Genomic DNA, 22,774 nt, shown 5'->3' with positions numbered 1-22,774 from the left:
ACCGAGGCGCTGACAGTGGGTGCCTCACGCGCGATCCTGGTCACCCTGCTCGGGGCCCTGCTGTTCCTGAGTCCACTGGTAATCTGGGTCGCACACCTGACGCCGGCCTGGTGGTGGCCGTTCGCTGGCTGGGCGGCGTTCATCCTCGTGGTCGCCCTGGCCTTTGTCGGGGGTCGCCGTGACCCTTAGCCTGGGGCTGATCTACGCCGTCGGCGTGGCCTATCTGGCCCTGCTGTTCGGGATTGCCTTCCTGGCCGACCGGGTCCCGCGCATCGGTCGCATCGCGGCCAATGGCTGGGTGTTCAGCCTGTCGCTCGGAGTCTATGCCACGTCCTGGACCTTCTACGGTAACCTCGGCTTCCTCGCGGACCACGGCTATCTCTACCTGACGATCTACCTGGGCGTGACCCTCGCCTTCGCCGCCACCCCGTGGCTGCTGCGGCCGATCCTGCGTCTGACCCGCGAGCAGCAACTCACCTCGCTGGCAGACCTGTTCGCCTTTCGCTATCGCAGCCGGTGGACCGGCCCCGTCGTCGCGCTGTTCATGCTGGCCGGCGTGCTCCCGTACATCGCGCTCCAGATAAAGGCCGTCGCGGAATCCGCCGGCGTACTGACCGCCGAGACCCCCCCGCACCTGCTTGCCCTGACGTTTAGCGCCACCATTGCCCTGTTCGCCATCCTGTTCGGGGCACGCCACATCGCCCCTCGCGAGAAACACGCCGGACTGGTGCTGGCCATCGCATTCGAGTCCATCGTGAAGCTCCTGGCGATCCTCGGTATTACCGCCGTCGCCCTGTATGCGGTGTTCGGCGGGTTCTCCGGGCTGAACAATTGGCTCGCCGAAAACCCGGAGGCAGTAGACGCGCTCTACGCACCGGTGCGCGAGGGCGGCTGGTTCGCGATGATGATCCTGGCATTCGCCGCCGCCTTCCTGCTGCCGCGCCAGTTCCACATGCTCTTTACCGAGAACATTAACCCGGCAGCACTGAACCGGGCCGCCTGGGCCTTTCCTGCCTTCCTCCTGCTGCTGAACCTGCCGATGCCGGTGCTCTACTGGGCCGGCGAGGCGGCAGACCTCGGCATCGACACCAACTACTACGCGATCGGCATTGCGGGCATGCTCGATTCACCGGCACTGGCCCTCCTGGTGTTCATCGGGGGGGTTTCGGCCGCCAGCGCGATGATGATCGTCACCACGCTGGCCCTGGCGCATATGGGGACCAATTACCTGTCGCCGCTCACACGGCTGCACGAAGAACACAGCACTCAGGCCAACCTCTACTCCCGCCTGCTGTGGGGTCGGCGTTTCTGGATCGTGCTCATCATTGGCCTGGGCTATGCGTTCTACGGCCTGCTGCAGGTCGTGGAGGGCCTGGCCCAGCTGGGGCTGATTTCGTTTGCCGCCGTGGCCCAGTTACTGCCCGGACTGATCGGGCTGATGCTGTGGAAACAGGCGAACCGCGTGGGCTTCCTGCTCGGCCTCTGCGCGGGGATTGCCGGCTGGGCACTGACGCTGGTGCTGCCATTGCTGGCCAAGGCCGGTTTTGTCACCGGCTACCCGGACCCGCAGGCCCTGCTCCGGGCCGAGGCACTGGACCCATGGACCTTTGCCCTGATGTGCAGTCTCGGCACGAACGCCATCCTCTTTGTGCTCGGCTCGCTGCTGACGCAGCCCAACCGCGAGGAGTCCGAGGCCGGGCGCGCCTGTTGCCCCAACGAATCGGCCGGATCTGGCGGTGGATTGCCACTTGCCGGCGACGTAGGCGAGATGGAAAACGCGCTGGGCGCCACCCTGGGCGCCAGTGCTGCCCGCCATGAGGTACAGCGCGCCCTTGACGAACTCGGGCTGCCGCGACACACGCGCTCGCGCGGCGACCTGCGCAACCTGCGCGAGCGTATCGAACGCAACCTGTCGGGGCTGCTGGGACCGGTCCTTGCACGCATGATTGTGGACCAGCACCTGCGTCTGGATGCCGCGGGGCGCCACACTCTCAGCGAGAGCCTGCGCCGGGTGGAGGAACAGCTCGAGACCCGGGCCTTGCCCCTGTCGGGCCTGGCAGCCGAACTGGATGCCCTGCGCCGCTTCCATCGCCAGATCCTTCATGAACTCCCGCTGGGGGTCGCAAGCCTTGGAACGACCGGCGAGATCACCGGCTGGAATCAGGCCCTGGCCAAACTGACGGCCATCAGCACCGACAAGGCCGTTGGGTGCAATATCCAGCAACTCGACAGCCCATGGGCAGGACTGCTGACCGCCTTTATCGAGAGTCCGGATCGCCAGTGGTACAAACTCAACGTGGACCTGCCGAACGGCAACCGGCGACTCAACCTCCACAAATCTGCACTCCAGGACGAGCATGGGCGGCTCGAGGGACGCATCGTCCTGATTGAGGACATCACCGAACGCGCGCAAATGGAATCCGAGATTGCCCACGGCGATCGCCTGGCTTCGATCGGGCGCTTCGCCGCCGGGGTCGCGCACGAGATCGGCAACCCGCTGACCGGCATCGCCTCGCTGGCACAAAACCTCCCCCTCGAGGAAGATACCGCGGAGATCCGGGGCACCGCCGAAGACATCCTCGCGCAGACACGCCGCATTAACGCCATCGTGCAGTCGCTCGTCACCTTCGCACACGCCGACGAGGGCCCGTCCGCCGGGCATTTTGAAACCATCGCGCTGGACGCGATCGTCAACGAAGCGATCCGGCTCACGCGCCTGGCCGGGCGCAAGGACCTGCGCTTCGAACTGACGGGCCTGGAAGGCCTTTACCTGCGCGGCTCGCATGCGACACTACTGCAGGTGTTCATCAACCTGCTGACCAATGCCGAACAGGCCTCGCCGCCGAACGCGGTCGTTTCGATCGGCGCCAGCACCCGCGGCAGCAATGTCCAGCTGATCATCGACGACCGTGGGCCGGGCATCGAGGAATCGACTCTGGAGCGATTGTTCGAGCCATTCTTTACCACCAAGCCCGCCGGCCAGGGCACCGGCCTCGGTCTGCCTGTCGCCTACAGCATCGTTCGCGACCACGGTGGTACCCTGATGGCCGTTAACCGCCCGGAAGGCGGGGCACGCTTTGTCCTGATCCTGCCGCGACACAACCCCGATGGGGACACCACATGACGCGCATCCTTCTGGTTGACGATGAAGCACCGATTCGCCGCGCGGTACGCCGGTTTCTGGAGCACCACGACTTCCAGGTATGCCTGGCCGAGGATCTTGCCAGTGCCCGCACCGCTTTGCGGGACGCCCCCCCGGATCTCATGCTGGTGGATCTGCGCCTGCCCGATGGCGAAGGCATCGAACTCCTCGCCGAGGGCGGGCATACCCCCACCGTCATCATGACCAGCTACGCCTCGGTCCCTTCCGCGGTCGCCGCGATGAAAGAAGGAGCTGCCGACTACATCGCCAAGCCATTCGATCACGATGCCCTGCTGCTCACGCTGCGCGCAGCGCTGCGGGCCGGGGCCCCCGCCGCAACGACGGCAGGCAGCGACCGCGATGCCAAGGACGATCGTCTGGGCCTGGTGGGAGACAGTGCGGCCATCCAGCGCCTGCGCGATCAGATCCGCCGGGTCGCGACCACCCAGTCCACCGTACTGCTGCGCGGCGAATCGGGCACCGGCAAGGAACTGGCGGCGCGCGCCCTGCATCGACTCAGCCCGCGCGCCGCCGGGCCGTTCATCGCAGTCAACTGCGCGACCATTCCCGAAGGTCTGGTCGAAGCCGAGCTGTTCGGCCATGCCCAGGGCGCCTACACCGGCGCGGTGAAGGCGCGCACCGGCCTGATCCAGGCCGCCCATGGCGGCACATTGTTTCTGGACGAGATCGGCGAACTGGCGCCGGCCGCGCAGGCCCGCCTGCTCCGCGTATTGCAGGACGGCGAGATCCGCCCGGTCGGTGCCAACGAAAACCTGAAAGTAGATGTCCGCCTGCTGGCCGCCACCCATCGCGATCTGGAGGCCATGATCGAGGCACAGACGTTTCGCGCCGATCTGTACTACCGTCTGCGCGTACTGGAGCTGTCCATTCCCCCGCTGCGCGAACGGCGCGAGGATATCCCCGCGCTGGCCAGGCACTTTCTCGCGGGCTTCCCGACGCACAGCGGGCCGCGCCCCGAGCTCACCGAAGCCGCCCTGCAATCACTCGAGTCCCACGACTGGCCAGGCAATGTGCGCGAACTGGCCAATGCCCTGGAACGCGGCTGGGTGCTCAGCCCGGATGGCAGGATCGAACCGGATCACCTGGGACTCACCCCGGCTCCGGGCAATGGTGACGCAACGACCGGAGGATCGAGCCTCAATGACTACTTCCGCCGCTTCGTGCAGCAGAACCAGGACCGGATGACCGAGACCGAACTTGCACGTGCCCTGGGGATCAGCCGCAAGACCCTGTGGGAACGCCGCCAGCGCGAGAACCTTCCCCGGCCCTGAGCGGGATGGGCTTGTGGCCGCATCGGCTTGAGGAGAAACGACTTGAGTGACCCGCGCCGCGTCTTCCTCGCGCTGTGGCCCGACGAGGCCACACGCGGGATGCTGGACGAGGAGGCGCAACGCCTGGGCGGCCCGGGACGGGCCGTACCGAAGGCCCACCTGCATCTGACCCTGGCCTTTGCCGGCACCATCCCCGCCACGCAGGCCGACTGCATCGGCCAGGGAATCACCACCTTGAAGGGTGAGGCCTTCACACTTGTGCTGGATCAGCTGGGTTTCTTCAAAGGAGCGCGCGTCAGCTGGATTGGCCCATCCGAGACGCCCTCCGCGCTGAGCGAGTTGGCCGTACGGGCGCGAAGACTGGCAGAGGCCTGCGGCGCCGCGCCGGAGGGGCCCCCCTTCCGGCCACACATCACCCTGCGCCGCTTTGCACGCGCACCCGGACGCGAACACCCCGAACGCCCCATTCACTGGGACGCAGACGAGGTCGCGCTGATCGAGTCCGGACAGGGCGGAAACCCCGGTCCCTACAAGGTCATCGCACGGACCCGGCTCAGTTCTTGAGCGTCACCGGAGTCGTGAACATCAACAGGCCGTAATCCGCCTCATACTGCTCCTTGAACTGTCTGGCAATGCGATCGCACAACTCCGCGGAACCGACCACCTCCAGCTTGATGTTGCCCCCCTGGCGCCAGTTACCCCGGCGCTTGCCATGTTTGCCCCAGCCGCGGGTGTCGGTCACCGTATAGCCGGCCGCACCCTGGCGACGCACCTCGTCAATCAGGATATCCTCGAGGATCGCTTCCGCCACCACCGTCAACAACAGCATCTCGTCCGATTGCATCGCCTAGCCTCCCAGCGAATAGAGCCACTGGGCCATCCAGAAGTACAGCGGGACGCCCAGGAAGATATTGAACGGGAAGGTCACCCCCAGCGAGGCACCAATCGACAGCGCGGGATTGGCCTTGGGGACCGCGATACGCATGGCGGCTGGCGCGGCGATGTAGGAAGCACTGGCGTACAGCGTTGCCAGCAGGAGCGTGCCCCCCAGACTCATGCCAAGCCCCCAACCCAGCAGGATTCCCAGAACCGCTGATACCACCGGCATCACGATCGCGAAGACGACCAGGAACACCCCGTACTGGCGCACCTCCGCAATGCGACTGGACGCGACCAGCCCCATCTCGAGCAGGAACAGGGCCAGCACGCCCTTGAACAGATCGAAGAACATCGGCTCCAGTGGATCCATCAGCTCGGGGCCGGCCACGAAGCCGATCACCAGCCCACCCGCGAGCAGGAATATGCTCTTGCCGAAAAAGACCTCGTGCATGGTCTTGCCCCACTGCACCGGCCCCTTGCTACCCATGCGCGCCAGCAGGATGCCGATCACCAGCGCCGGCATCTCCAGCAGCACCAGGAAGACCACCATGTGGCCCTCGTAGTCGATGCCGCGGGCCGCGAGAAAGGCGACCGCCACCGAGAACGTCACCACGCTGACGGAGCCGTAGTGCGCGGCGATAGAGGCCGAATCCGCGCGCGGCATGCGCCCCAGCCAGCGCAGTACCGGAAACGCCAGCAGCGGGATCAGGGAACCGACCGCCAGCACCGCAAGGCCGGGCAGGATGAGCGGCACCAGCTCACTTTCCGCCAGTTTCACGCCGCCATGCAAACCGATGGCCAGCAACAGATAGATCGAGAGCGCCTCGTAGATCGCCATCGGGATCTTGAGATCCGACTTGGCCAACCCGGCGATCGCCCCGAGCAGGAAGAACAGAACTACCGGATCAAAAGCCATTTCAACCCGTCTCCGTTACAACGTGCTGGTATTGCCAACATCCTAGGGAAACCGAGACCAACGCGCACCTTCAGGTTTGCGCCCACCAGGCTGCCCCCATGATGCGTTACGCTCGGGGTGAAAGGTTTGTTGCTGGACAGCCGGAGACTGGGCGATGACACGCATCCTGATCCTGCAGGGCCATCCGGACCCGGCCGAAGGCCACTTCGATCATGCGCTGGCCGACGCCTACCGCGAGGGTGCCGAGGGTGCGGGCCTTGCAGTGGACTCGTTTCCGATCGCCCAGCGCGACTTCCCGCTGCTGCGCAGCCAGGCCGAGTTCCTGGACGAGACCGTGCCCCCCGCAATCCTCGAAGCACAAGAGCTGATCGAGGTCGCCAACCACCTGGTACTGATCTATCCGCTGTGGATGGGCGACATGCCGGCGCTGGTCAAGGGCTTTCTGGAGCAGGTCTTTCGGCCATCGTTTGTGGCCGACGGCGACATGAACCAGTTGCGCCATACGCGACTCAGGGGCCGCTCGGTGCGCATCGTCGTCACCATGGGCATGCCGGCGCCGGTCTACCGCTGGTTCTACCGCGCCCACAGTCTGAAGAGCCTGGAGCGCAACGTCTTTAGGTTTTGTGGCTTCGGCCCCGTGCGCCACACCCTGATCGGGCAGGCCGGAGGCGATGCCGCCTCGCGCCAGCGCTGGCTGGACAAGATGCGCGTACTGGGCGCAGTAAAACGCTGATCAATATTCACGCGCGTGCTGGTACTCCAGGAGGCTCGGCTGCCCTTTGTTGACGAAAATGTGCGCGCGCACGGCGTTGCGACGCCCCTGTGCAGTGGGTGTGATGGGCGCCACCGCACCCTGTTCGGTCCTGATGAGCCCCGCCGCCCGCCGCGCTGTGCAGCGGGCGACGTTCCGATCAAAGGTCGGGCGTCGGCGGCGTCGGCGGCTCGGGCAGGTCGGATGGATCTGGCAACGGGCCATCCCCCGGCGAGGGTGGGCCGGACGATCCCGGGGCCTCCGGCGGCGCCGGCAGGTCCGGGCTACTGCCCCCGCGCTGTTGCCCCGGAGGTGTCCCGCCATGGCCCGGCGGCGGGTTGCCCCCGGCCGGCGTATCGCCACTGGCCCCGGGCGAAGCTCCCGGCGGACCACCAGGACCCGGTTGCGCCTGTGCGCCACCCACTGCGAACAACGCGCTGAGCGCTACCGCCAGTACCCAACGTTTCTTCGACTTCATGTCACCAACTCCTTGTGTGGATTCCTGCCCATGAGGCCTCCCAAAGGGCGCACCGTTCCGGTCCATCCGAAGAACTGCCGATCTCTTCACGTTCCTCACCCCCAGAACGAGGCCCCAGGCTGCCGCGCCGGGGTGAACTCTCGTCACATGTGCAGGAACCGCTCGGCACACTGACGAGTTCGTTATCCTGCCAGTGATTTCATTCACCAGGAGATGCTGACGATGCAGCGTTTCGAATCCCGCAACGTCTTTGGTCGCCCGCTGGAACCCTGCGGTACCGATCCCGTCACCGGTTTCTATCGCGATGGAGATTGCGCCACCGGCCACGACGACCAGGGTATTCATACCGTCTGTGCCGAACTGACCGAGGAATTTCTGGAGTTTTCGCGCGCGAAAGGGAACGACCTCAGCACACCCAACCCGGCATTCGGGTTCCCGGGTCTGAAGGCCGGGGATCGCTGGTGTCTTTGTGCGGGGCGCTGGCTGGAGGCCTACAAGGCGGGCTGTGCACCCGGGGTGTTCCTGCGTGCCACGCACGAGGAGACGCTGGCGATCATCCCGCGCGACATCCTGGCGGAACACGCGCGCGACACCGCCGACTAGGTGTGATCTCTCAGTAGGTTGCCCACATAGCGATTCCGAAGCATTCGGAGTTTGCGGACCTAGCCGACCACCCGCCGTGCGCGGGCCTCGCCAGTGTAGGCGGCCTTCCAGCTCTCGTAGTCGGCCACCAGCTGTTCGACATCCGCGGCGTCGTACGGGCGCAGCCCGCTGAGCACCAGGTGCTTGCTGCCTTCTGCCACCACGGCCTGGTCGATCACCAGCTCGTAGTCGAGGCGGATCTCGCCGCGCTTGCCGTTCACGGTCATCACCGCGTCCTTGAGCCGCGGCTCCGGGACGCCGGCCGTTGCGGCCAGCGGCTCCGGCAGGCTGAAACCCATGCGCTCGTACATCACCAGGGGGCGCTTGGGGTTCACCATCACCCCGTGTTTCTCCATCAGCGGCACGAGCACATGCGGGAAGTTCTGCCCGGAAAAGCTGACGTAGCTGCGGATCAGCGATTCGATCACATCCGGATCATCGATCACACGCCCGGAGCGCTCGACCTCGATCACGCTCTTGCCGCCGTCCGCCGTAATGGCAAACGCATCGCCCGGGCGCTCCGGGAAGATCAGGGGCACGTGTCCGCCCACCATTCCGGTGAAGCGAAAATGCATGCTCGCGCTCGCGCCGAACGTATCCAGCACCAGCGCGAATAGCAGATCGCCGGGCACGCAGAAACGCCGGTTGTCGGCGTCATGGATCGGGTTGAAGTCGCCCGCCAGCGTCTTGGCGAACTCGCTGCCCTGCTCGGGCGTGACCACCACCTGGCCATCCCGGAGTTCGTAGAAATCTTTCAGGAAAGGGGTATGGCTCACGCGGTCTCCCCGGATGTCGTCGTCTTGTTATTGGGCCTGTCCCGGCGTTTGCACCACTATAGCCCGAAATGCCCCTCGATGGCCCGGATGAACGCATCGCCGTAGCGCTCGAGCTTGTGTTGCCCCACCCCGGTAATCCCGGCCATCTCCTCCGGCGTACGCGGCGCGCTGGCCACCATCTCCAGCAGTGTGGCGTCGGAAAAGATCACATACGGCGGCACGCCTTGCTCGCGTGCCAGTTCGGTTCTCAGCGCCCGCAGACGTTCCCAAAGGCTGCGATCTTCCGGATCCATCGCGGATACGCTGCGGGCGGTATCGCGGCGCGCGGGCCTGGCCGGGCGCGCCGGGCGGGCCTGCTCCTCGCGAAGATGGATGGATTCCTCTCCGCGCAGCACGCCCCGGCAGGAGGGATCCAGGCGCAAGCCGCCGTGACCCGCGTCGTCCAGCCGGAGCAGTCCACGGGCCAGCAACTGGCGCACCACCCCGCGCCACTGCATCTTGTCCAGCTCGGTGCCGATCCCGTAGGTACTCAGTCGGTCGTGCTCCAGCCGTTGCAGACGCTCGCTCGAAGAACCCCGCAGCACGTCGATCACATGCCCGGCCCCGAAGCGCTCGCCAGTACGGTAGATACAAGACAGAAGCTTCTGCACCGGCACGCTGGCATCCCAGGTCGCGGGCGGGTCCGTGCAGTTGTCGCAGGTCCCGCAGGGCTCCGGCATGTGTTCGTCGAAGTACGCCAGCAGCGCCTGGCGGCGGCAGCTGGTGATCTCGCAGAAGCCCAGCATCGCGTCCAGTTTCTGCTGCTCGATGCGCTGGCGCTCAGGGCCGGCCTGCGAGCCCTCCAGCATCTGGCGCAGGGTCACCACGTCCTGCAGGCCGTAGACCATCCAGGCATTGGCCGGCAGCCCATCGCGCCCTGCGCGCCCGGTCTCCTGGTAGTAGCCTTCCAGGCTTTTGGGCAGGTTCATGTGCGCGACAAACCGGACATTGGGCTTGTCGATCCCCATGCCGAACGCGATCGTGGCCACCATGATCACACCCTCCTCGCGCAGGAAGCGGGTCTGGTTCTCCGTGCGTGTGCGGGCGGAGAGGCCCGCGTGGTAGGGCAGCGCCGGAACCCCCTGCTCCGCCAGCCACTCGGCCAGGGCGTCGACCTTCTTGCGCGACAGGCAATAGACGATGCCCGCCTCGCCCGCGTGCTCCTCGCGGATAAAGCGCAGCAGCCGATCGCGCGGGGCACCCGCGCGCCCTCCATCGGCCTGGGCCACGCGATAGCGGATATTGGGGCGGTCAAAGGAGCTGATGAATGCGCGGGCCTGTTCCAGCCGCAGCCGCTCGCGGATCTCCTGGCGGGTCGGCCCGTCGGCCGTGGCGGTCAGCGCCATGCGCGGGACAGCCGGGAAGTGCTCGGCCAGCACCGCGAGCTGGCCGTATTCCGGGCGGAAATCGTGGCCCCATTGGGACACGCAGTGCGCCTCGTCGATTGCGAACAGGGCCAGCTCAATCCCCTGCAGGCGTTCCAGCATGCCCGAGGCAAACAGACGTTCCGGGGACAGGTACAGAAGATCCAGGTCGCCCGCATGGAGTGCGGCCAGCACACCGCGCGCGGTCTCGGCGTCCTGACCGGAATCCAGGCTGGCCGCGGCCACCCCGTTCTGGCGCAAGGCCGCCACCTGGTCCTGCATCAGCGCAATCAGCGGCGAGATCACCACCGCACAGCCCGGGCGGGCCAGTGCCGGCACCTGGTAGCACAGCGACTTGCCGCCGCCGGTAGGCATCAGCACCACGGCATCGCCACCGGCGATCACATGCTCGATGATCGCCTGTTGCTGGCCACGAAAATCGGAATAGCCGAAGGTCTCGCGCAGGATGTCCAGCGGCGCAATGGCCGGAGCGCTTCCCTGCGCGTGCCCGGCGGCGAGACGTGTCGGTTCCAAGAGAAGCTCCAGGGGTTGGCAAACACCGAAGCCTGCCGAATGCCCGGCAAGGCTGCAAGCCTCGAAACGGCCCGGCCCGTCCGGGCACTCTCTCCGGTCGCAACTGGTACGAATCCAGCACCACCGTGTACATTGGTCACCACCCCGCCCGACCCGCATCCACCACCAGACGTGATGGCCCGAAAGCATGCCCAATTCGGTTGACGAGGAAGTCCGCAGCGCGGTCCGCGAGTACCTGGATGCCTGGTTGCGGCAGCGGGACCTCGATCAGCTGCTCGCACTTCATACCGACACGCTCTGCGGCTTCGGCACCGGCATGGACGAGGCGGCGTTCTCGCCCGCGGAGGCCGCTTCGGTTATTCGGCGCGATATCGAGCAGGCGCCGGAGTCCTTCGACTACACGATCCAGCGCGAACACGTGACCTTTCCGCACCCGGAGGTCGCGATCGCGATGATCACCTTCGCGATGCACACCCGGATCCACGGACAGCAGGTCAAGCTCAACGAGTTGAGGGGCACCCTGGTTTTTCGGCGCACAGACGACGGCTGGCGTCTGGCGCACCTGCACGGCTCGTTCCCCGCCACCGTCCACGGGGCCGACGAGCCCTACCCGATCAAGGAGTTGGAGGACCGCGCCCAGGTGCTTGAGCGCATGGTCAGCGAACGCACGCGCGACCTGGAAGCCGCCCAAGAGCACCTCGAGCGCCTGGCCACCACGGATCCTCTCACGGGTCTGCACAACCGCCTGAAGGGTAACCATGCCATCGAGGAAGCGATCCTGCGGGCCCGCCGCGACGCGAGCCCCCTGACTGCGATCCTGATGGATCTGGATCACTTCAAGACCATCAACGACCAGCAGGGGCACGCTCGGGGCGACCATGTCCTGAGCGAGACCGGACGGCTCCTGCGCGAGCGCATCCGCAGCTCCGATACCGCCGCGCGCTGGGGTGGCGAAGAGTTTCTGATCCTCTGCCCCAATACCACGGCCAAGCAGGCCGCGAATCTCGCCGAGGCCCTGCGCCAGGTGATCGCGGCGCATGACTTCGGGACCGACCCGCCGCTGACCGCGAGCTTCGGTGTGGCCACCTGCCAGCCGGGCGACACCGCGGAAACCCTGATCGCACGTGCCGATCAGGCGCTGTACGCGGCCAAGCGCGCCAGCCGCAACCGCGTCGAAAGCGCCTGAATGCGCGGCCACACGACACATCCGGATGCCCCGCCGCCCGGGGCGGTAAACTGGCGCATCCTCAAGAGCCTGCTGCCCTATCTGGCGGAGTTTCGCGGGCGGCTGATCCTGGCGCTTGTGCTGATGGGCCTGGCCAAGCTGGCCACGGTCGCGATCCCGCTGGCACTGAAGTACATCGTCGAGCACTTCGAGGACGCCGATACCGAGGCGCTGGTGGCCGTACCGGTCGCCCTGGTGATCGGCTACGGTCTGCTGCGCTTTGGCAGCACGCTGTTCGGCGAGCTGCGCGATGCGGTATTCGTGCGCGTAGCCGAACGCGCGATGCGCCGCGCCTCGCTGCGCGTGTTCCAGCACCTGCACCGCCTGGAGCTGGGTTTTCACCTTGCGCGCGAGACCGGCGGCCTGGCGCGCGACATCGAGCGCGGCACCAGCGGCATGAGCTTCCTGCTGCGCTTTACCGTATTCAACATCCTGCCGACCCTGATCGAGATCGTGCTGGTCGCGGTGATCCTGCTGATCGCCGTGGGGCCGGTATTCATGGTCACGGTGCTGGTGGCGGTCGCGGTCTACATCGCGTTCTCGATCTGGATCACGGAATGGCGCACACGCTTCGTGCGCGAGGCGAATCTGCGCGACAACGAGTCCAACACCCGCGCGATCGACAGCCTGCTGAACTACGAGACGGTCAAGTACTTCGGCAACGAGTCCTTCGAGGCCGAGCGCTACGACCGCGGGCTGGCCGCCTGGGAACAGGCGCGCACCAAGAACGTCCTGTCGCTGGTTCTGCTGAACTCCGGGCAGGCCCTGATCATCGCCGCCGCGATCACCGTGATCATGCTGCTGGCCACGCGCCAGGTGGCGGCCGGCGAGATGTCGCTGGGGGATCTGGTGATGGTCAACGCCTACATGATCCAGCTGTTCATGCCGCTGAACTTCCTCGGCTTCGTCTATCGCGAGATTCGCCAGTCACTGGCCAACATCGAACGGCTGTTCGGCCTGCTGGAAAAGCCCGTTCAGGTGGAGGATCGCCCGGGTGCCCCCGATCTCGCGGTCCGCGCGGGCACGGTACGATTCGAGCATGTGAATTTCGGCTACCACGCCAGCCGGCAGATCCTCGAGGACGTCTCGCTGGAGATTCCGGCCGGGCACAAGCTGGCCGTGGTTGGCCCCAGCGGGGCCGGCAAGTCCACCCTGGCGCGCCTGCTGTTCCGCTTCTACGACGTGGACGGCGGGCGCATCACCATCGACGGCCAGGACATACGCGAGGTCACGCAGGCCAGCCTGCGTCGCGCCATTGGTGTCGTCCCGCAGGACACCGTGCTGTTCAACGACACCATCCGCTACAACGTCGCCTACGGCCAGCCGGGCGCGGACGAGGAGGCGATCCGCCGCGCGGTACGCCTCGCCCACCTGGACGACTTCATCGCCCAGTTGCCGGACGGGCTGGATACGATCGTCGGGGAACGGGGGCTGAAGGTCTCGGGCGGGGAAAAACAGCGCATCGCGATCGCCCGCATGCTGCTGAAGGATCCACCGATCCTGGTCTTCGACGAGGCGACCTCGTCACTGGATTCGGGCTCGGAGAAGGCGATCCTGCGCGCGCTGAACGAGGTCTCGGCGCGGCGCACCACACTCGTGATCGCGCATCGGCTGTCGACCGTGATCGACGCCGAACAGATCGTGGTGATGGAGCACGGCCATGTGGTCGAACGCGGCACGCACCGCGAGTTGCTGGCCCTGAACGGCGCCTACGCGCGGCTATGGCGCCACCAGCAGGAGGAGGCCGAACAGCCTCATCCGGCGACGCCTGGCGAATAGCTCAGTCGTCGACGTCGGCCTCGTCCATCCAGGCGGCCTGGATCGCCTCGAGGATGCGCTCACCGGAGCGGTTCGGGTCGTCGTCGAACTCCGGCAGCTCCATGACCCACTGGCGCAGATCCATGAAGTTGATGTTGCGCGGGTCCACGTCCGGGTGCTCGTCCGCCAGCTGAATCGCGATTTCCTGAGTATCGGTCCACTTCATAGCCGTGCCCTCAGTGGTTCTCGGAGACCTGGTTGATGGTGTATTTCGGCAGCTCGACCACCAGATCAGTGTCGGCCACGAGCGCCTGACAGGAGAGCCGGGAATCCGGCTCCAGACCCCAGGCCTTGTCCAGCATGTCTTCCTCGTCCTCGGTCGGCTCCTCAAGGCTGTCGAAACCCTCGCGCACGTACACGTGGCAGGTCGTGCAGGCGCAGGACTTCTCGCAGGCATGCTCGATCTCGATCCCGTTTTTCAGGGCGAGATCGCAGATGCTGATGCCCGGCTCGGCCTCGATGGAGGCCCCCTCCGGGCAGATTTCCTCGTGGGGCAGAAAGATTACCTGGGGCATGTTGTCAGTTCCCTGCGTCGTATTCGCTAACGTTGTGTCCGGCGAGCGCGCGCCGGATGCTGTCATTCATGCGCCGCGCGACAAAGGCCTCGGAGGCCTGCTCCACGCGCTTGCGCGCGGCCTCGATGGCGTCGGGATCGGCACCCTTCTCGCGTTCGGCGCGCAGCGCGTCGCGCGCCTGCTCGATGGTCTGGCGCTCCTCGGCCTCGAGGTAGCGATCGCCGTCCGTCTCCAGCGCGGCATCCAGCGCCTCGAGCACGCGGTCGGCCTCGACCTGCTCCTCGCGCAGGCGCCGCGCCTCCATGTCCTCGCGCGCGGAGGAGGCGGAATCGCGCAGCATCTGCTCGATCTCGCTATCGGTCAGGCCGTAGCTCGGCTTGACCTCGATATGCGCCTCCACGCCCTGGGTCTGCTCGCGCGCGGTCACGTTCAGCAGCCCGTCGGCGTCAACCTGGAAGGTCACGCGGATGCGCGCGGCCCCGGCCACCATCGGCGGGATACCGGACAGGGTGAAGCGCGCCAGCGAGCGGTTGGCATCGACCACATCACGCTCGCCCTGCACCACATGCAGCGACATCGCGGTCTGGCCGTCCTTGAAGGTGGTGAAATCCTGAGCGCGGGTGGCCGGGATCGTGGTGTTTCGGGGGATGATGAACTCGACCAGTCCTCCCATCGTCTCCAGCCCCAGCGACAGCGGGATCACGTCCAGCAGCAGGAGCTCGGTATCGGGCTTGTTGCCGGCCAGGATGTCCGCCTGCTGGGCCGCCCCGATGGCCACCACGCGATCGGGATCGATCCCGGCGTGCGGCGTGCGGCCAAAGAACGCTTCCATCGCGTCGCGGACCGCCGGCATGCGCGTGGAACCACCGACCAGTACGACCTCGTCGATCGCGTCCGGCGCCAGGTCGGCATCCTCCAGCACCTGGCGGCAGGCGGCCATCGTACGGTCCAGCAGCGGCCGGGCCAGTTCCACCAGCGTCGCGCGGTCGAGCTCCGCCGCGTGGATCGAACCATCGGCGCGCGCGACCTCGACGCGGGTGTTCTCGGCGTCGGTCAGGGCCTCCTTGGCCTCGCGCGCGGCCAGCAGCACGCGGCGCAGGCGCTGCGGGTCGCTCTCGCCGGTCATCCCGGCCTGGTTCAGCAGCCAGTCGGCGATCGCGCGGTCGATGTCGTCGCCGCCCAGGGCGGAATCGCCCCCGGTGGCCAGTACCTCGAACACGCCCCGGCGCAGCTGCAGGATGGAGATATCGAACGTCCCGCCACCCAGGTCATAGACCGCAATGATGCTCTCTTCGCCCTGGTCCAGCCCGTAGGCCACGGCCGCGGCGGTCGGCTCGCTGATCAGACGCAGGACGTTCAGGCCCGCCAGTTGCGCCGCATCGCGCGTCGCCTGGCGCTGCGGGTCGTCGAAGTACGCGGGCACGGTAATGACCACGCCTTCCAGCTCGTCGCCGAGTGTGGCCTCGGCGCGTTCGCGCAGCGTATGGAGGATGTCGGCCGAGACCTCCACCGCCGTCTTGTCCCCGGCAGCCGTCTCGATCCGCGGAACGCTGGAGTCCCCGGTCTTCAGCCGAAACGGCAACTCCCCGGACAGTGTGGCCACATCTGCCGCACCGCGGCCAATCAGGCGCTTGACCGAGGCAATGGTGTTGTGCGGATCATCCGCCGCATGCGCAGCCGCCGCGTGCCCGACGCTCACCGCATCCGGCGCGTAGTGCACAACCGAAGGCAGAATATGCCGACCCTGCTCGTCCGGCAGGGTGTCGGCCACGCCACTGCGCACGGTGGCGACCAGCGAATGCGTGGTGCCGAGGTCGATCCCGGCCGCCAGGTGCCGCCGATGCGGGGCGGAGTCGGCTCCGGGTTCGGTGATCTGCAGTAACGCCATCGAAATTCGGCTCCTTCACACGGCGGCGGCTCAGCCGCGCGCCAGGTTCTGTCGGGTTCGTTTCAGTTCGGCCAGCAGGCGATCGAAAAAGCGCAGTTCGAGCACACGATCCTTGGCCTGCGTCCCGGGTGACGCCGGATCGGCCAGGGCCTCGGCGACCTTCGAGCGCGCTTCGTCACGCGCCTTTTCCAGCTCCATCCCCACCGCGTCCAGTTCCTCGCGGTCGCCAGCGGTCTCGGCCTCTTCCAGCCGTTCACGCCACTCGATCTGGGCCTCGATGAACTCGATGTTCTGGCTGGTATCGCGTTCGGCATCGAACGTGATGCCGGCGCGCTCCAGCAACGCCACCGCACGGCGGTAGTCATCGTCGAGGATCGCGTAGGCCTCGTTGACGTCGGCCGCCATGGCCGCGGCCATGCGCCGCGCCTGGTCGCCCTGGCGGACAAAGCGGTCGGGGTGCAGCTCGGCCTGCAGGCGCTTGAAGCGCTCGGCCAGCTGCTGACGATCGATCTCGAAGGCGACCGGCAAGTCAAACTGCTCGAAGGGGTCGGTCATGACGTCCTGTTGTCCTCGCAACGAGAGACTGGCATCGGGCACGGGCGCCCAACGCAAAACGGGGTGGGACAGTGGCTGCCAGGCAACCACCATGCACCACCCCGGATGCGTGCATCAGTCAGATGCTGAAGCTTTCACCGCAGCCGCACCGGGCCTTCTCGTTCGGGTTGTTGAACTTGAAACCCTCGTTCAGGCCTTCCTTGCCAAAGTCCAGCTCGGTGCCATCCAGATAGACCAGCGATTTCGGATTGACCACGAGCTTCACGCCACGATCCTCGAACACCGTGTCGGTATCCTCGATATCGTCCGCGAACTCGACCACGTAGGCCATGCCCGAGCAGCCGGTCGTCCTGACCCCGAGGCGCACGCCTACCCCCTTGCCACGCTGGGCAAGAAAGCTCTGGATGCGCTCGGCCGCCGGTTCGGTGAGTGTAATCGCCATAGGCACCTCAGGCGGTCTTCTGCTCGGCCTGCTCGCCCTGATCGTGCCGCTCCTGATAGTTGGAGATGGCCGCCTTGATCGCGTCCTCGGCCAGCACGGAGCAGTGGATCTTCACCGGCGGCAGGGCCAGCTCTTCGGCGATCTGGGTGTTCTTGATCTGGCTCGCCTCTTCCAGGGTCTTGCCACGCACCCACTCGGTGAGCAGCGAGCTGGAGGCGATGGCCGAGCCACAGCCGTAGGTCTTGAACTTGGCGTCTTCGATCACGCCGTCGTCGTTGACCTTGATCTGCAGCTTCATCACGTCGCCGCAGGCCGGGGCGCCGACCATGCCGGTGCCGACGGAGTCGTCGTTCTTGTCGAAGCTGCCGACGTTGCGCGGATTTTCGTAGTGGTCCAGAACCTTGTCACTGTAAGCCATGACCGTTCTCCTGTTGCGTAGTACGCGTTGCGTTCGTGGTATCGAGCCGGTGGCCTAGTGGGCCGCCCACTCGACGGTGCTCAGATCGATGCCGTCCTGGTACATCTCCCACAGCGGGGAGAGCTCGCGCAGCTTGGCGACCGCGGCACGCACGATCTCGACCGTGTGGTCGACCTCCTCGACGGTCGTGTAGCGACCGATGGAGAAGCGGATCGAGCTGTGTGCCAGCTCGTCGTCGCGGCCCAGTGCGCGCAGCACGTAGGACGGCTCCAGGCTCGCCGAGGTACAGGCCGAGCCGGAGGATACGGCGATGTCGCGCAGCGCCATGATCAGGCTCTCGCCCTCGACGAAGTTGAACGAGACATTCAGGTTGTGTGCGACCCGCTGCTCGGCGTCGCCGTTCAGGTAGACCTCTTCCATGCCGTCGAGGCCCGCCCACAGGCGGTCGCGCAGCATGCGGATGCGCTCGAGTTCGGTGCCCATTTCCTCGCCGGCGACGCGGAAGGCCTCGCCCATGCCGACGATCTGATGGGTCGCCAGCGTGCCGGAGCGCATGCCGCGCTCGTGGCCACCGCCGTGCATCTGCGCCTCGATGCGCACCCTCGGCTTGCGGCGCACGTACAGCGCACCGATGCCCTTCGGCCCGTAGACCTTGTGCGCGGAGAAGCTCATCAGGTCCACCGGGAGCTTGGACAGGTCGACTGCGACCTTGCCGGCGGACTGGGCCGCGTCCACATGGAACACGATCCCGTGCTCGCGGCAGACATTGCCGATCGCCTCGATGTCCTGGATCACGCCGATCTCGTTGTTCACGTGCATCACGGAAACGACGATCGTATCGTCGCGGATCGCGTCCTTGAGTTCCTGCAGGTCCACCAGGCCGTTGTCCTTCACGCCCAGATAGGTGACCTCGAAGCCCTCGCGTTCCAGCTGGCGCGCGGTGTCCAGCACGGCCTTGTGCTCGGTCTTGACCGTGATGATGTGCTTGCCCTTGCGCTGGTAGAAATTCGCGGCACCCTTGATCGCCAGGTTGTCGGACTCGGTGGCGCCGGAGGTCCAGATGATCTCCTTCGGGTCGGCGCCAACCAGCGCGGCGACCTGTTCACGGGCATTCTCCACGGCCTTTTCCGCACCCCAGCCGAAGCTGTGGCTGCGCGATGCCGGGTTGCCGAACAGGCCGTCCTTGGTCAGGCAGCCGGTCATCTTCTCGGCCACACGCTCGTCGACCGGCGTGGTCGCGGAGTAGTCCAGGTAGATGGGCAGTTTCAGGTCACTCATTATGCGTTCACTCCTTACGCAGCCGCCTCAGGCGGTCGCATTGCTCGATTTCGTTGCACCGCCCTTCAGGGCGTTGCCATGCATGACCACTTCTTTCACGCCATCCTGTGCCATCTGCGCCTGATGCCGCTCCAGGACATCCGCCAGCGTCCGGTTGCTGAGAAAGTCGTAGAGCTGCTGGCTGAGATCGGTCCACAGGTCATGCGTCAGACAGCGCGACTCGGAATTGCAGTTGGCCTTGCCGCCGCAGCGCGTGACATCCACGGGCTCGTCCACCGCGACGATGATCTCGGCCACCGAGATACCCTCGGGCTCCCGACTCAGCGCATAGCCACCGCCCGGGCCGCGACTGCTGTTCACCAGTCCCTGCCGGCGCAGCCTGGAAAAAAGCTGCTCCAGGTAGGACAATGACAGTTTCTGGCGTCGTGCCACCTCGGCCAGCGATACCGGGCCGTTCTTGGTGTGCATCGCCACGTCCAGCATGGCGGTGACGGCGTAGCGCCCTTTGGTCGTCAGTTTCATGGCTGTGTCTGCTTCCTGCTCATTTGCCGCGCAGCTTAGAATACCTGACCAAAACGATCAAGTATTCCCCTGCTGTTTACGTTCTTGTTGGCTTTCCGCAGGCTGGGGGACCTCGCATTCGTCCGGCTCCAGCCCCTCCAGATCGCAGGGCTCGATCGGCCCCGAGTCCGCATCGCCCACCACCTCGCCGGGGTCGATCCCCGCACGCTTCAGGGCCTGGCAGGCCTTATCCATGCGCTCGTCCAGTTCGTGCACGCGATGCACGATCCGGTGAATCGCGTTGGCCACCGGGTCGGGCATGTCGCGGGCCACGCCATAGGCATCGAAGCCCATGCGGTCGGCCATCTGCTGAAACCGCGGGTCCGGCTCCGGCCGCGGACCGATGACCCGCGCCGGGATTCCCACCGCGGTCGCGTCCGCGGGGACATCCTTCAGCACCACGGCATTCGATCCGATGCGCGCGTGGTCACCCACGTGGATCGGGCCGAGCAGCTTGGCCCCCGCGCCGATGACCACCTCGTTGCCTAGTGTCGGGTGGCGCTTGCCCCCTTCCCAGCTGGTGCCACCAAGGGTCACCTGGTGGTAGATCGTGCAGTCGTCGCCGACCTCGGCCGTTTCGCCAATCACCACGCCCATGCCGTGGTCGATGAAGAACCGCCGCCCGATCTTCGCGCCCGGATGGATCTCGATCCCGGTCACCCAGCGGCTGAAGTTGGCAATCACCCGCCCCAGCCAGCGCATACGATGCTTCCACAGCCAGTGCGCCAGCCGGTGATACCAGAGCGCATGCAGACCGGGATACGCCGTCACCACCTCGAAGGCGTTGCGGGCAGCGGGGTCGCGTGCGAACACGCAGCGAATGTCCTCGCGCATCCTGTCAAACATGGTCCGGCCTCATTCCTGAGTCATTTACTAAGGTATCACTTCCATGCGCGCCCCGCCTCAGCGGCCACGCTCCGTGTGCGTCAATATGCCGCGCAGCATGCGCACCTCGCTGGCACTGAGCCCCGCGCGCATATAAAGGTGGCGCAGACGCCGCATCAGATGGCGCGGATTCCCGGGGTCAAGCACCTCAATGGTCGTCAGCGCCCGCTCGAAATGGCTGAACAAGCCCTCCATCTCCGCCTGGGTCGCTCGCGGGTCGCGCGCATCCTCGGGCTCGACTGATTCCGCGACCGACTCCCCGGCCAGGGCCGCCATGCGCAGCGCGTAGGTCATCACCTGCACGCTGCCGGCGAGGTTCAGGGAGCTGAAATCCGGGACGGTCGGGATCTGGACAAAGGCATTGCAGTGATCCAGCTCGGGGTTGGTCAGCCCGCTGTGCTCGCGCCCGAACACCAGCGCGACCGGCCCCTCGGACGCATGCGTCAGCACCTGTCCGGCCGCGACGTCCGGGCCCAGCACGGGCACGGAATGCGTGCGCAGCCGGGCGCTGGTGCCGATCACCCACACACAGTCCGAAACCGCAGCCGCCAGGTCGTCCACCACCCGGGCCCGCGCCAGCAGGTCATCGGCCCCGGAGGCCAGCGCCGTGGCATCGGCATGCGGAAACCGCTCCGGCGCCACCAGCACCAGATCGGTAATCCCCATCGCCTTCATTGCGCGCGCGGCGGAGCCGATGTTGCCGGGATGCGTTGTGCCGACCAGCACGACCCGCACCCGGCCCAGGCGTTGCTCCATTCGTGGAATCCCCTTCGTTCAAGCCGCCGGATTGTACACACCGGTGCCCGCGACTTCCCAAAAATGAGCCGCTTGTGTATTGTTCGCGGCCTTTCCGCGGCGCGTGCGCGCACCCGCGGGACACCCCGCAGAACACCAGGAGACACTCCATGCACCCCATGCTGAACACGGCGGTATCGGCGGCCCGCGAGGCCGGACGCATCACCACCCGCGCCTGGGGACGACCGGATCGCATGAACACGCGCGAGAAGGCCCGCAACGACTGGGTGTCGGATGTTGACCTCTCCGCCGAACAGGCGATCGTGCAGACGCTGCGCCGCGCCTACCCCGACCACACGATCATGGCCGAAGAAGGCGGGCAGCAGGACGGGGCCGACGCGGAGTACGTCTGGATCATCGATCCGCTGGACGGCACCACCAACTACCTGCGCGAGATCCCGCAGTACGGCATCTCCATAGCACTCAAGCACAAGGGACGGCTGGAACAGGCGGTGGTCTACGACCCGCTGAAGGAAGAGCTGTTCACCGCGACGCGGGGTGCCGGGGCGTTCCTCAACAGCCGCCGCATCCGCGTATCCGACCGCAAGGACCTCAACGGCGCCCTGCTGGGCACCGGCATCCCCTTCCGCGAAGGGCAGGATCTGGAACGCTACCTGAGCAGCCTGCGCCACCTCGTGCCGGGTACCGCCGGTGTGCGCCGCCCCGGCTCCGCCGCGCTGGATCTGGCCTGGGTTGCCTGCGGGCGCTTCGATGGCTTCTGGGAGATGGGCCTGCAGCCCTGGGACATCGCGGCAGGCCTGCTGCTGGTGCAGGAGGCCGGTGGTGTCGTCAGTGACTGGGCCGGCAACCCGGACGTGCTGCGCCGCGGCGATGTCGTCGCCGGCAACCCGAAGGTCCTCAAGGCCATGCTGCAGCGCCTGCACCAGGCCGAAAAAGAACGCGCCGCCCAAACGAACGACTGAGCCCTCCTCCCTTCGATCGCCCTGCCGGGCTAACGCTCAGGCGCGCCCGCGCCTCCGCACCGTTTAGGCTGGCCCTCGTTCGCCGTCTGGTACTTACGTACCTGCGGTCGACCGCCTGCCTTGTTGAGGCTGGCCCTGGTTCAGCATCCGGTGTTTACGTGCCTTCGGCCCGCATACTGCCGAGCACTCACTCGCGAGCGCGCCGCGCCAGTTTTCAATCAAAAACGGGCTTCTTTGCTCGTGCAAAGAAGTGACCAATAAACACGCCCGGGATTCGCCCAGGAACCTTGCTCCGGACGCGCCAGGCTGGCGGCGCTGAAACTCGCTTCGCTCAGACAGTCAGCGCCCCGTGTCTATTTTGAATCGTCCGGCCTGTCACGCCCTCCACAAGGGGCTCATATCGGGAGGGAAGATCAAAACAGAAGGTGTTCCAGCACTTCTGGCTATCCCGTACGCCGTAGGGTGCGTTGAGCGCAGCGAAACGCACCATGCCAACGTCGGGGCAACCCTGATGCGATTCGCTGCGCTCATCACATCCTACGATGGGGTCTGGCGCCCGCTTGCGGGCGCGGCACGCCAGGGCCGAAGGCCGCGCGTGCCCAGGATGTCGGAACACCTTGCCTCCAACCATTGGCACGAACGTCAGGACAGCCGTTGT

Annotated in this window: 23 protein-coding genes; 9 read left to right on the top strand and 14 right to left on the bottom strand. The window is 66.4% G+C overall.

The window, feature by feature from the left end:
• The first annotated feature begins 15 nt into the window (after window positions 1-15).
• From G372_RS14400 to thpR, 4 genes are read left to right on the top strand one after another with little or no spacing between them, the layout of a single operon-like run.
• Window positions 16-189, top strand: coding sequence for a hypothetical protein (locus G372_RS14400; RefSeq protein WP_018864213.1), 174 nt, complete (start codon window positions 16-18; stop codon window positions 187-189).
• Entirely contained in the window at window positions 179-3,124 is a 2,946-nt protein-coding gene (locus G372_RS0112595; protein WP_019623521.1) for a sensor histidine kinase, read from the top strand. The genes G372_RS14400 and G372_RS0112595 overlap by 11 nt, the downstream gene beginning before the upstream one ends.
• On the top strand, window positions 3,121-4,434 hold the full coding sequence (locus tag G372_RS0112590; protein WP_019623522.1) for a sigma-54-dependent transcriptional regulator: 1,314 nt from the start codon (window positions 3,121-3,123) through the stop codon (window positions 4,432-4,434). The genes G372_RS0112595 and G372_RS0112590 overlap by 4 nt, the downstream gene beginning before the upstream one ends.
• 42 nt (window positions 4,435-4,476) lie before the next feature.
• Window positions 4,477-4,998: an RNA 2',3'-cyclic phosphodiesterase gene (gene thpR, locus G372_RS0112585; protein ID WP_018864216.1), complete on the top strand. Its 522-nt coding sequence runs from the start codon at window positions 4,477-4,479 to the stop codon at window positions 4,996-4,998.
• Here the strand turns inward: thpR and G372_RS0112580 are convergent.
• The gene (locus tag G372_RS0112580) at window positions 4,988-5,278 is read right to left on the bottom strand and encodes a P-II family nitrogen regulator (RefSeq protein ID WP_018864217.1); all 291 of its coding nucleotides are present in this window, start codon (window positions 5,276-5,278) and stop codon (window positions 4,988-4,990) included. The two genes, thpR and G372_RS0112580, sit on opposite strands and share 11 nt — an antisense overlap.
• A gap of 3 nt (window positions 5,279-5,281) precedes the next feature.
• Complete coding sequence (locus G372_RS0112575) at window positions 5,282-6,229, bottom strand: sodium-dependent bicarbonate transport family permease (RefSeq protein WP_018864218.1); 948 nt, start codon at window positions 6,227-6,229, stop codon at window positions 5,282-5,284.
• A 154-nt stretch (window positions 6,230-6,383) separates the two neighbouring features.
• On the opposite strand from G372_RS0112575, the gene G372_RS0112570 reads away from it, so the two are divergent.
• Together G372_RS0112570 and G372_RS0112565 are read left to right on the top strand one after the other, a co-directional pair.
• Complete coding sequence (locus tag G372_RS0112570) at window positions 6,384-6,962, top strand: NAD(P)H-dependent oxidoreductase (protein ID WP_018864219.1); 579 nt, start codon at window positions 6,384-6,386, stop codon at window positions 6,960-6,962.
• A gap of 718 nt (window positions 6,963-7,680) precedes the next feature.
• Window positions 7,681-8,061, top strand: coding sequence for a DUF2237 family protein (locus G372_RS0112565; protein WP_012982252.1), 381 nt, complete (start codon window positions 7,681-7,683; stop codon window positions 8,059-8,061).
• Window positions 8,062-8,120: 59 nt separating this feature from the next.
• On the opposite strand, the gene G372_RS0112560 is transcribed toward G372_RS0112565, so the two are convergent.
• Together G372_RS0112560 and recQ are read right to left on the bottom strand one after the other, a co-directional pair.
• Window positions 8,121-8,876, bottom strand: a complete 756-nt coding sequence (locus G372_RS0112560) for a DUF3581 family protein (RefSeq protein ID WP_019623523.1) — start codon at window positions 8,874-8,876, stop codon at window positions 8,121-8,123.
• A 56-nt stretch (window positions 8,877-8,932) separates the two neighbouring features.
• The gene (recQ, locus tag G372_RS0112555; RefSeq protein ID WP_019623524.1) at window positions 8,933-10,813 is read right to left on the bottom strand and encodes a DNA helicase RecQ; all 1,881 of its coding nucleotides are present in this window, start codon (window positions 10,811-10,813) and stop codon (window positions 8,933-8,935) included.
• 187 nt (window positions 10,814-11,000) lie between these two features.
• Between recQ and G372_RS0112550 the strand changes: the two genes are divergently transcribed.
• Entirely contained in the window at window positions 11,001-11,999 is a 999-nt protein-coding gene (locus G372_RS0112550; protein ID WP_018864223.1) for a diguanylate cyclase, read from the top strand.
• Complete coding sequence (locus tag G372_RS0112545) at window positions 12,000-13,817, top strand: ABCB family ABC transporter ATP-binding protein/permease (protein WP_019623525.1); 1,818 nt, start codon at window positions 12,000-12,002, stop codon at window positions 13,815-13,817.
• Between the two features lies 1 nt (window position 13,818).
• On the opposite strand, the gene iscX is transcribed toward G372_RS0112545, so the two are convergent.
• The 10 genes from iscX to G372_RS0112495 form a co-directional block, all read right to left on the bottom strand.
• The gene (iscX, locus tag G372_RS0112540; RefSeq protein WP_019623526.1) at window positions 13,819-14,022 is read right to left on the bottom strand and encodes a Fe-S cluster assembly protein IscX; all 204 of its coding nucleotides are present in this window, start codon (window positions 14,020-14,022) and stop codon (window positions 13,819-13,821) included.
• A gap of 10 nt (window positions 14,023-14,032) precedes the next feature.
• A complete protein-coding gene (fdx, locus tag G372_RS0112535) occupies window positions 14,033-14,371 on the bottom strand; it encodes an ISC system 2Fe-2S type ferredoxin (protein WP_018864226.1) in 339 nt (112 codons plus the stop codon).
• Between the two features lie 4 nt (window positions 14,372-14,375).
• On the bottom strand, window positions 14,376-16,259 hold the full coding sequence (gene hscA / locus G372_RS0112530) for a Fe-S protein assembly chaperone HscA (RefSeq protein WP_019623527.1): 1,884 nt from the start codon (window positions 16,257-16,259) through the stop codon (window positions 14,376-14,378).
• A 30-nt stretch (window positions 16,260-16,289) separates the two neighbouring features.
• Window positions 16,290-16,814, bottom strand: a complete 525-nt coding sequence (hscB, locus tag G372_RS0112525; RefSeq protein ID WP_018864228.1) for a Fe-S protein assembly co-chaperone HscB — start codon at window positions 16,812-16,814, stop codon at window positions 16,290-16,292.
• A gap of 118 nt (window positions 16,815-16,932) precedes the next feature.
• Complete coding sequence (gene iscA, locus G372_RS0112520) at window positions 16,933-17,256, bottom strand: iron-sulfur cluster assembly protein IscA (RefSeq protein WP_018864229.1); 324 nt, start codon at window positions 17,254-17,256, stop codon at window positions 16,933-16,935.
• Between the two features lie 7 nt (window positions 17,257-17,263).
• The gene (iscU, locus tag G372_RS0112515) at window positions 17,264-17,674 is read right to left on the bottom strand and encodes a Fe-S cluster assembly scaffold IscU (RefSeq protein WP_018864230.1); all 411 of its coding nucleotides are present in this window, start codon (window positions 17,672-17,674) and stop codon (window positions 17,264-17,266) included.
• Window positions 17,675-17,728: 54 nt separating this feature from the next.
• Window positions 17,729-18,952: an IscS subfamily cysteine desulfurase gene (locus tag G372_RS0112510; RefSeq protein WP_018864231.1), complete on the bottom strand. Its 1,224-nt coding sequence runs from the start codon at window positions 18,950-18,952 to the stop codon at window positions 17,729-17,731.
• Window positions 18,953-18,979: 27 nt separating this feature from the next.
• Window positions 18,980-19,474, bottom strand: coding sequence for an Rrf2 family transcriptional regulator (locus tag G372_RS0112505; RefSeq protein ID WP_018864232.1), 495 nt, complete (start codon window positions 19,472-19,474; stop codon window positions 18,980-18,982).
• A gap of 57 nt (window positions 19,475-19,531) precedes the next feature.
• Window positions 19,532-20,359 (bottom strand): serine O-acetyltransferase, encoded by an 828-nt coding sequence (gene cysE, locus G372_RS0112500; RefSeq protein WP_196800071.1) that lies wholly within the window; start codon window positions 20,357-20,359, stop codon window positions 19,532-19,534.
• Window positions 20,360-20,416: 57 nt separating this feature from the next.
• Complete coding sequence (locus tag G372_RS0112495) at window positions 20,417-21,154, bottom strand: RNA methyltransferase (protein WP_019623529.1); 738 nt, start codon at window positions 21,152-21,154, stop codon at window positions 20,417-20,419.
• Between the two features lie 149 nt (window positions 21,155-21,303).
• Here G372_RS0112495 and G372_RS0112490 point away from each other — a divergent pair, with 149 nt between their 5' ends.
• Window positions 21,304-22,116: an inositol monophosphatase family protein gene (locus tag G372_RS0112490; protein ID WP_018864235.1), complete on the top strand. Its 813-nt coding sequence runs from the start codon at window positions 21,304-21,306 to the stop codon at window positions 22,114-22,116.
• Window positions 22,117-22,774 lie beyond the last annotated feature (658 nt).

The organism is Thioalkalivibrio thiocyanoxidans ARh2 (genome assembly GCF_000385215.1).
Taxonomy (GTDB): domain Bacteria; phylum Pseudomonadota; class Gammaproteobacteria; order Ectothiorhodospirales; family Ectothiorhodospiraceae; genus Thioalkalivibrio; species Thioalkalivibrio thiocyanoxidans.
The sequence above is the reverse complement of the archived record's forward strand: the minus strand, read 5'-3'. Positions and strand labels throughout refer to the sequence as shown.

Coding starts and splice junctions, on each gene's coding strand:
- G372_RS0112590 (WP_019623522.1), top strand. CDS start 3,121: ATGACGCGCATCCTTCTGGTTGACGATGAAGCACCGATTCGCCGCGCG.
- G372_RS0112580 (WP_018864217.1), bottom strand. CDS start 5,278: ATGCAATCGGACGAGATGCTGTTGTTGACGGTGGTGGCGGAAGCGATC.
- G372_RS0112575 (WP_018864218.1), bottom strand. CDS start 6,229: ATGGCTTTTGATCCGGTAGTTCTGTTCTTCCTGCTCGGGGCGATCGCC.
- G372_RS0112570 (WP_018864219.1), top strand. CDS start 6,384: ATGACACGCATCCTGATCCTGCAGGGCCATCCGGACCCGGCCGAAGGC.
- G372_RS0112565 (WP_012982252.1), top strand. CDS start 7,681: ATGCAGCGTTTCGAATCCCGCAACGTCTTTGGTCGCCCGCTGGAACCC.
- G372_RS0112550 (WP_018864223.1), top strand. CDS start 11,001: ATGCCCAATTCGGTTGACGAGGAAGTCCGCAGCGCGGTCCGCGAGTAC.
- G372_RS0112545 (WP_019623525.1), top strand. CDS start 12,000: ATGCGCGGCCACACGACACATCCGGATGCCCCGCCGCCCGGGGCGGTA.
- iscX (WP_019623526.1), bottom strand. CDS start 14,022: ATGAAGTGGACCGATACTCAGGAAATCGCGATTCAGCTGGCGGACGAG.
- fdx (WP_018864226.1), bottom strand. CDS start 14,371: ATGCCCCAGGTAATCTTTCTGCCCCACGAGGAAATCTGCCCGGAGGGG.
- hscA (WP_019623527.1), bottom strand. CDS start 16,259: ATGGCGTTACTGCAGATCACCGAACCCGGAGCCGACTCCGCCCCGCAT.
- hscB (WP_018864228.1), bottom strand. CDS start 16,814: ATGACCGACCCCTTCGAGCAGTTTGACTTGCCGGTCGCCTTCGAGATC.
- iscA (WP_018864229.1), bottom strand. CDS start 17,256: ATGGCGATTACACTCACCGAACCGGCGGCCGAGCGCATCCAGAGCTTT.
- iscU (WP_018864230.1), bottom strand. CDS start 17,674: ATGGCTTACAGTGACAAGGTTCTGGACCACTACGAAAATCCGCGCAAC.
- G372_RS0112510 (WP_018864231.1), bottom strand. CDS start 18,952: ATGAGTGACCTGAAACTGCCCATCTACCTGGACTACTCCGCGACCACG.
- G372_RS0112505 (WP_018864232.1), bottom strand. CDS start 19,474: ATGAAACTGACGACCAAAGGGCGCTACGCCGTCACCGCCATGCTGGAC.
- cysE (WP_196800071.1), bottom strand. CDS start 20,359: ATGTTTGACAGGATGCGCGAGGACATTCGCTGCGTGTTCGCACGCGAC.
- G372_RS0112495 (WP_019623529.1), bottom strand. CDS start 21,154: ATGGAGCAACGCCTGGGCCGGGTGCGGGTCGTGCTGGTCGGCACAACG.
- G372_RS0112490 (WP_018864235.1), top strand. CDS start 21,304: ATGCACCCCATGCTGAACACGGCGGTATCGGCGGCCCGCGAGGCCGGA.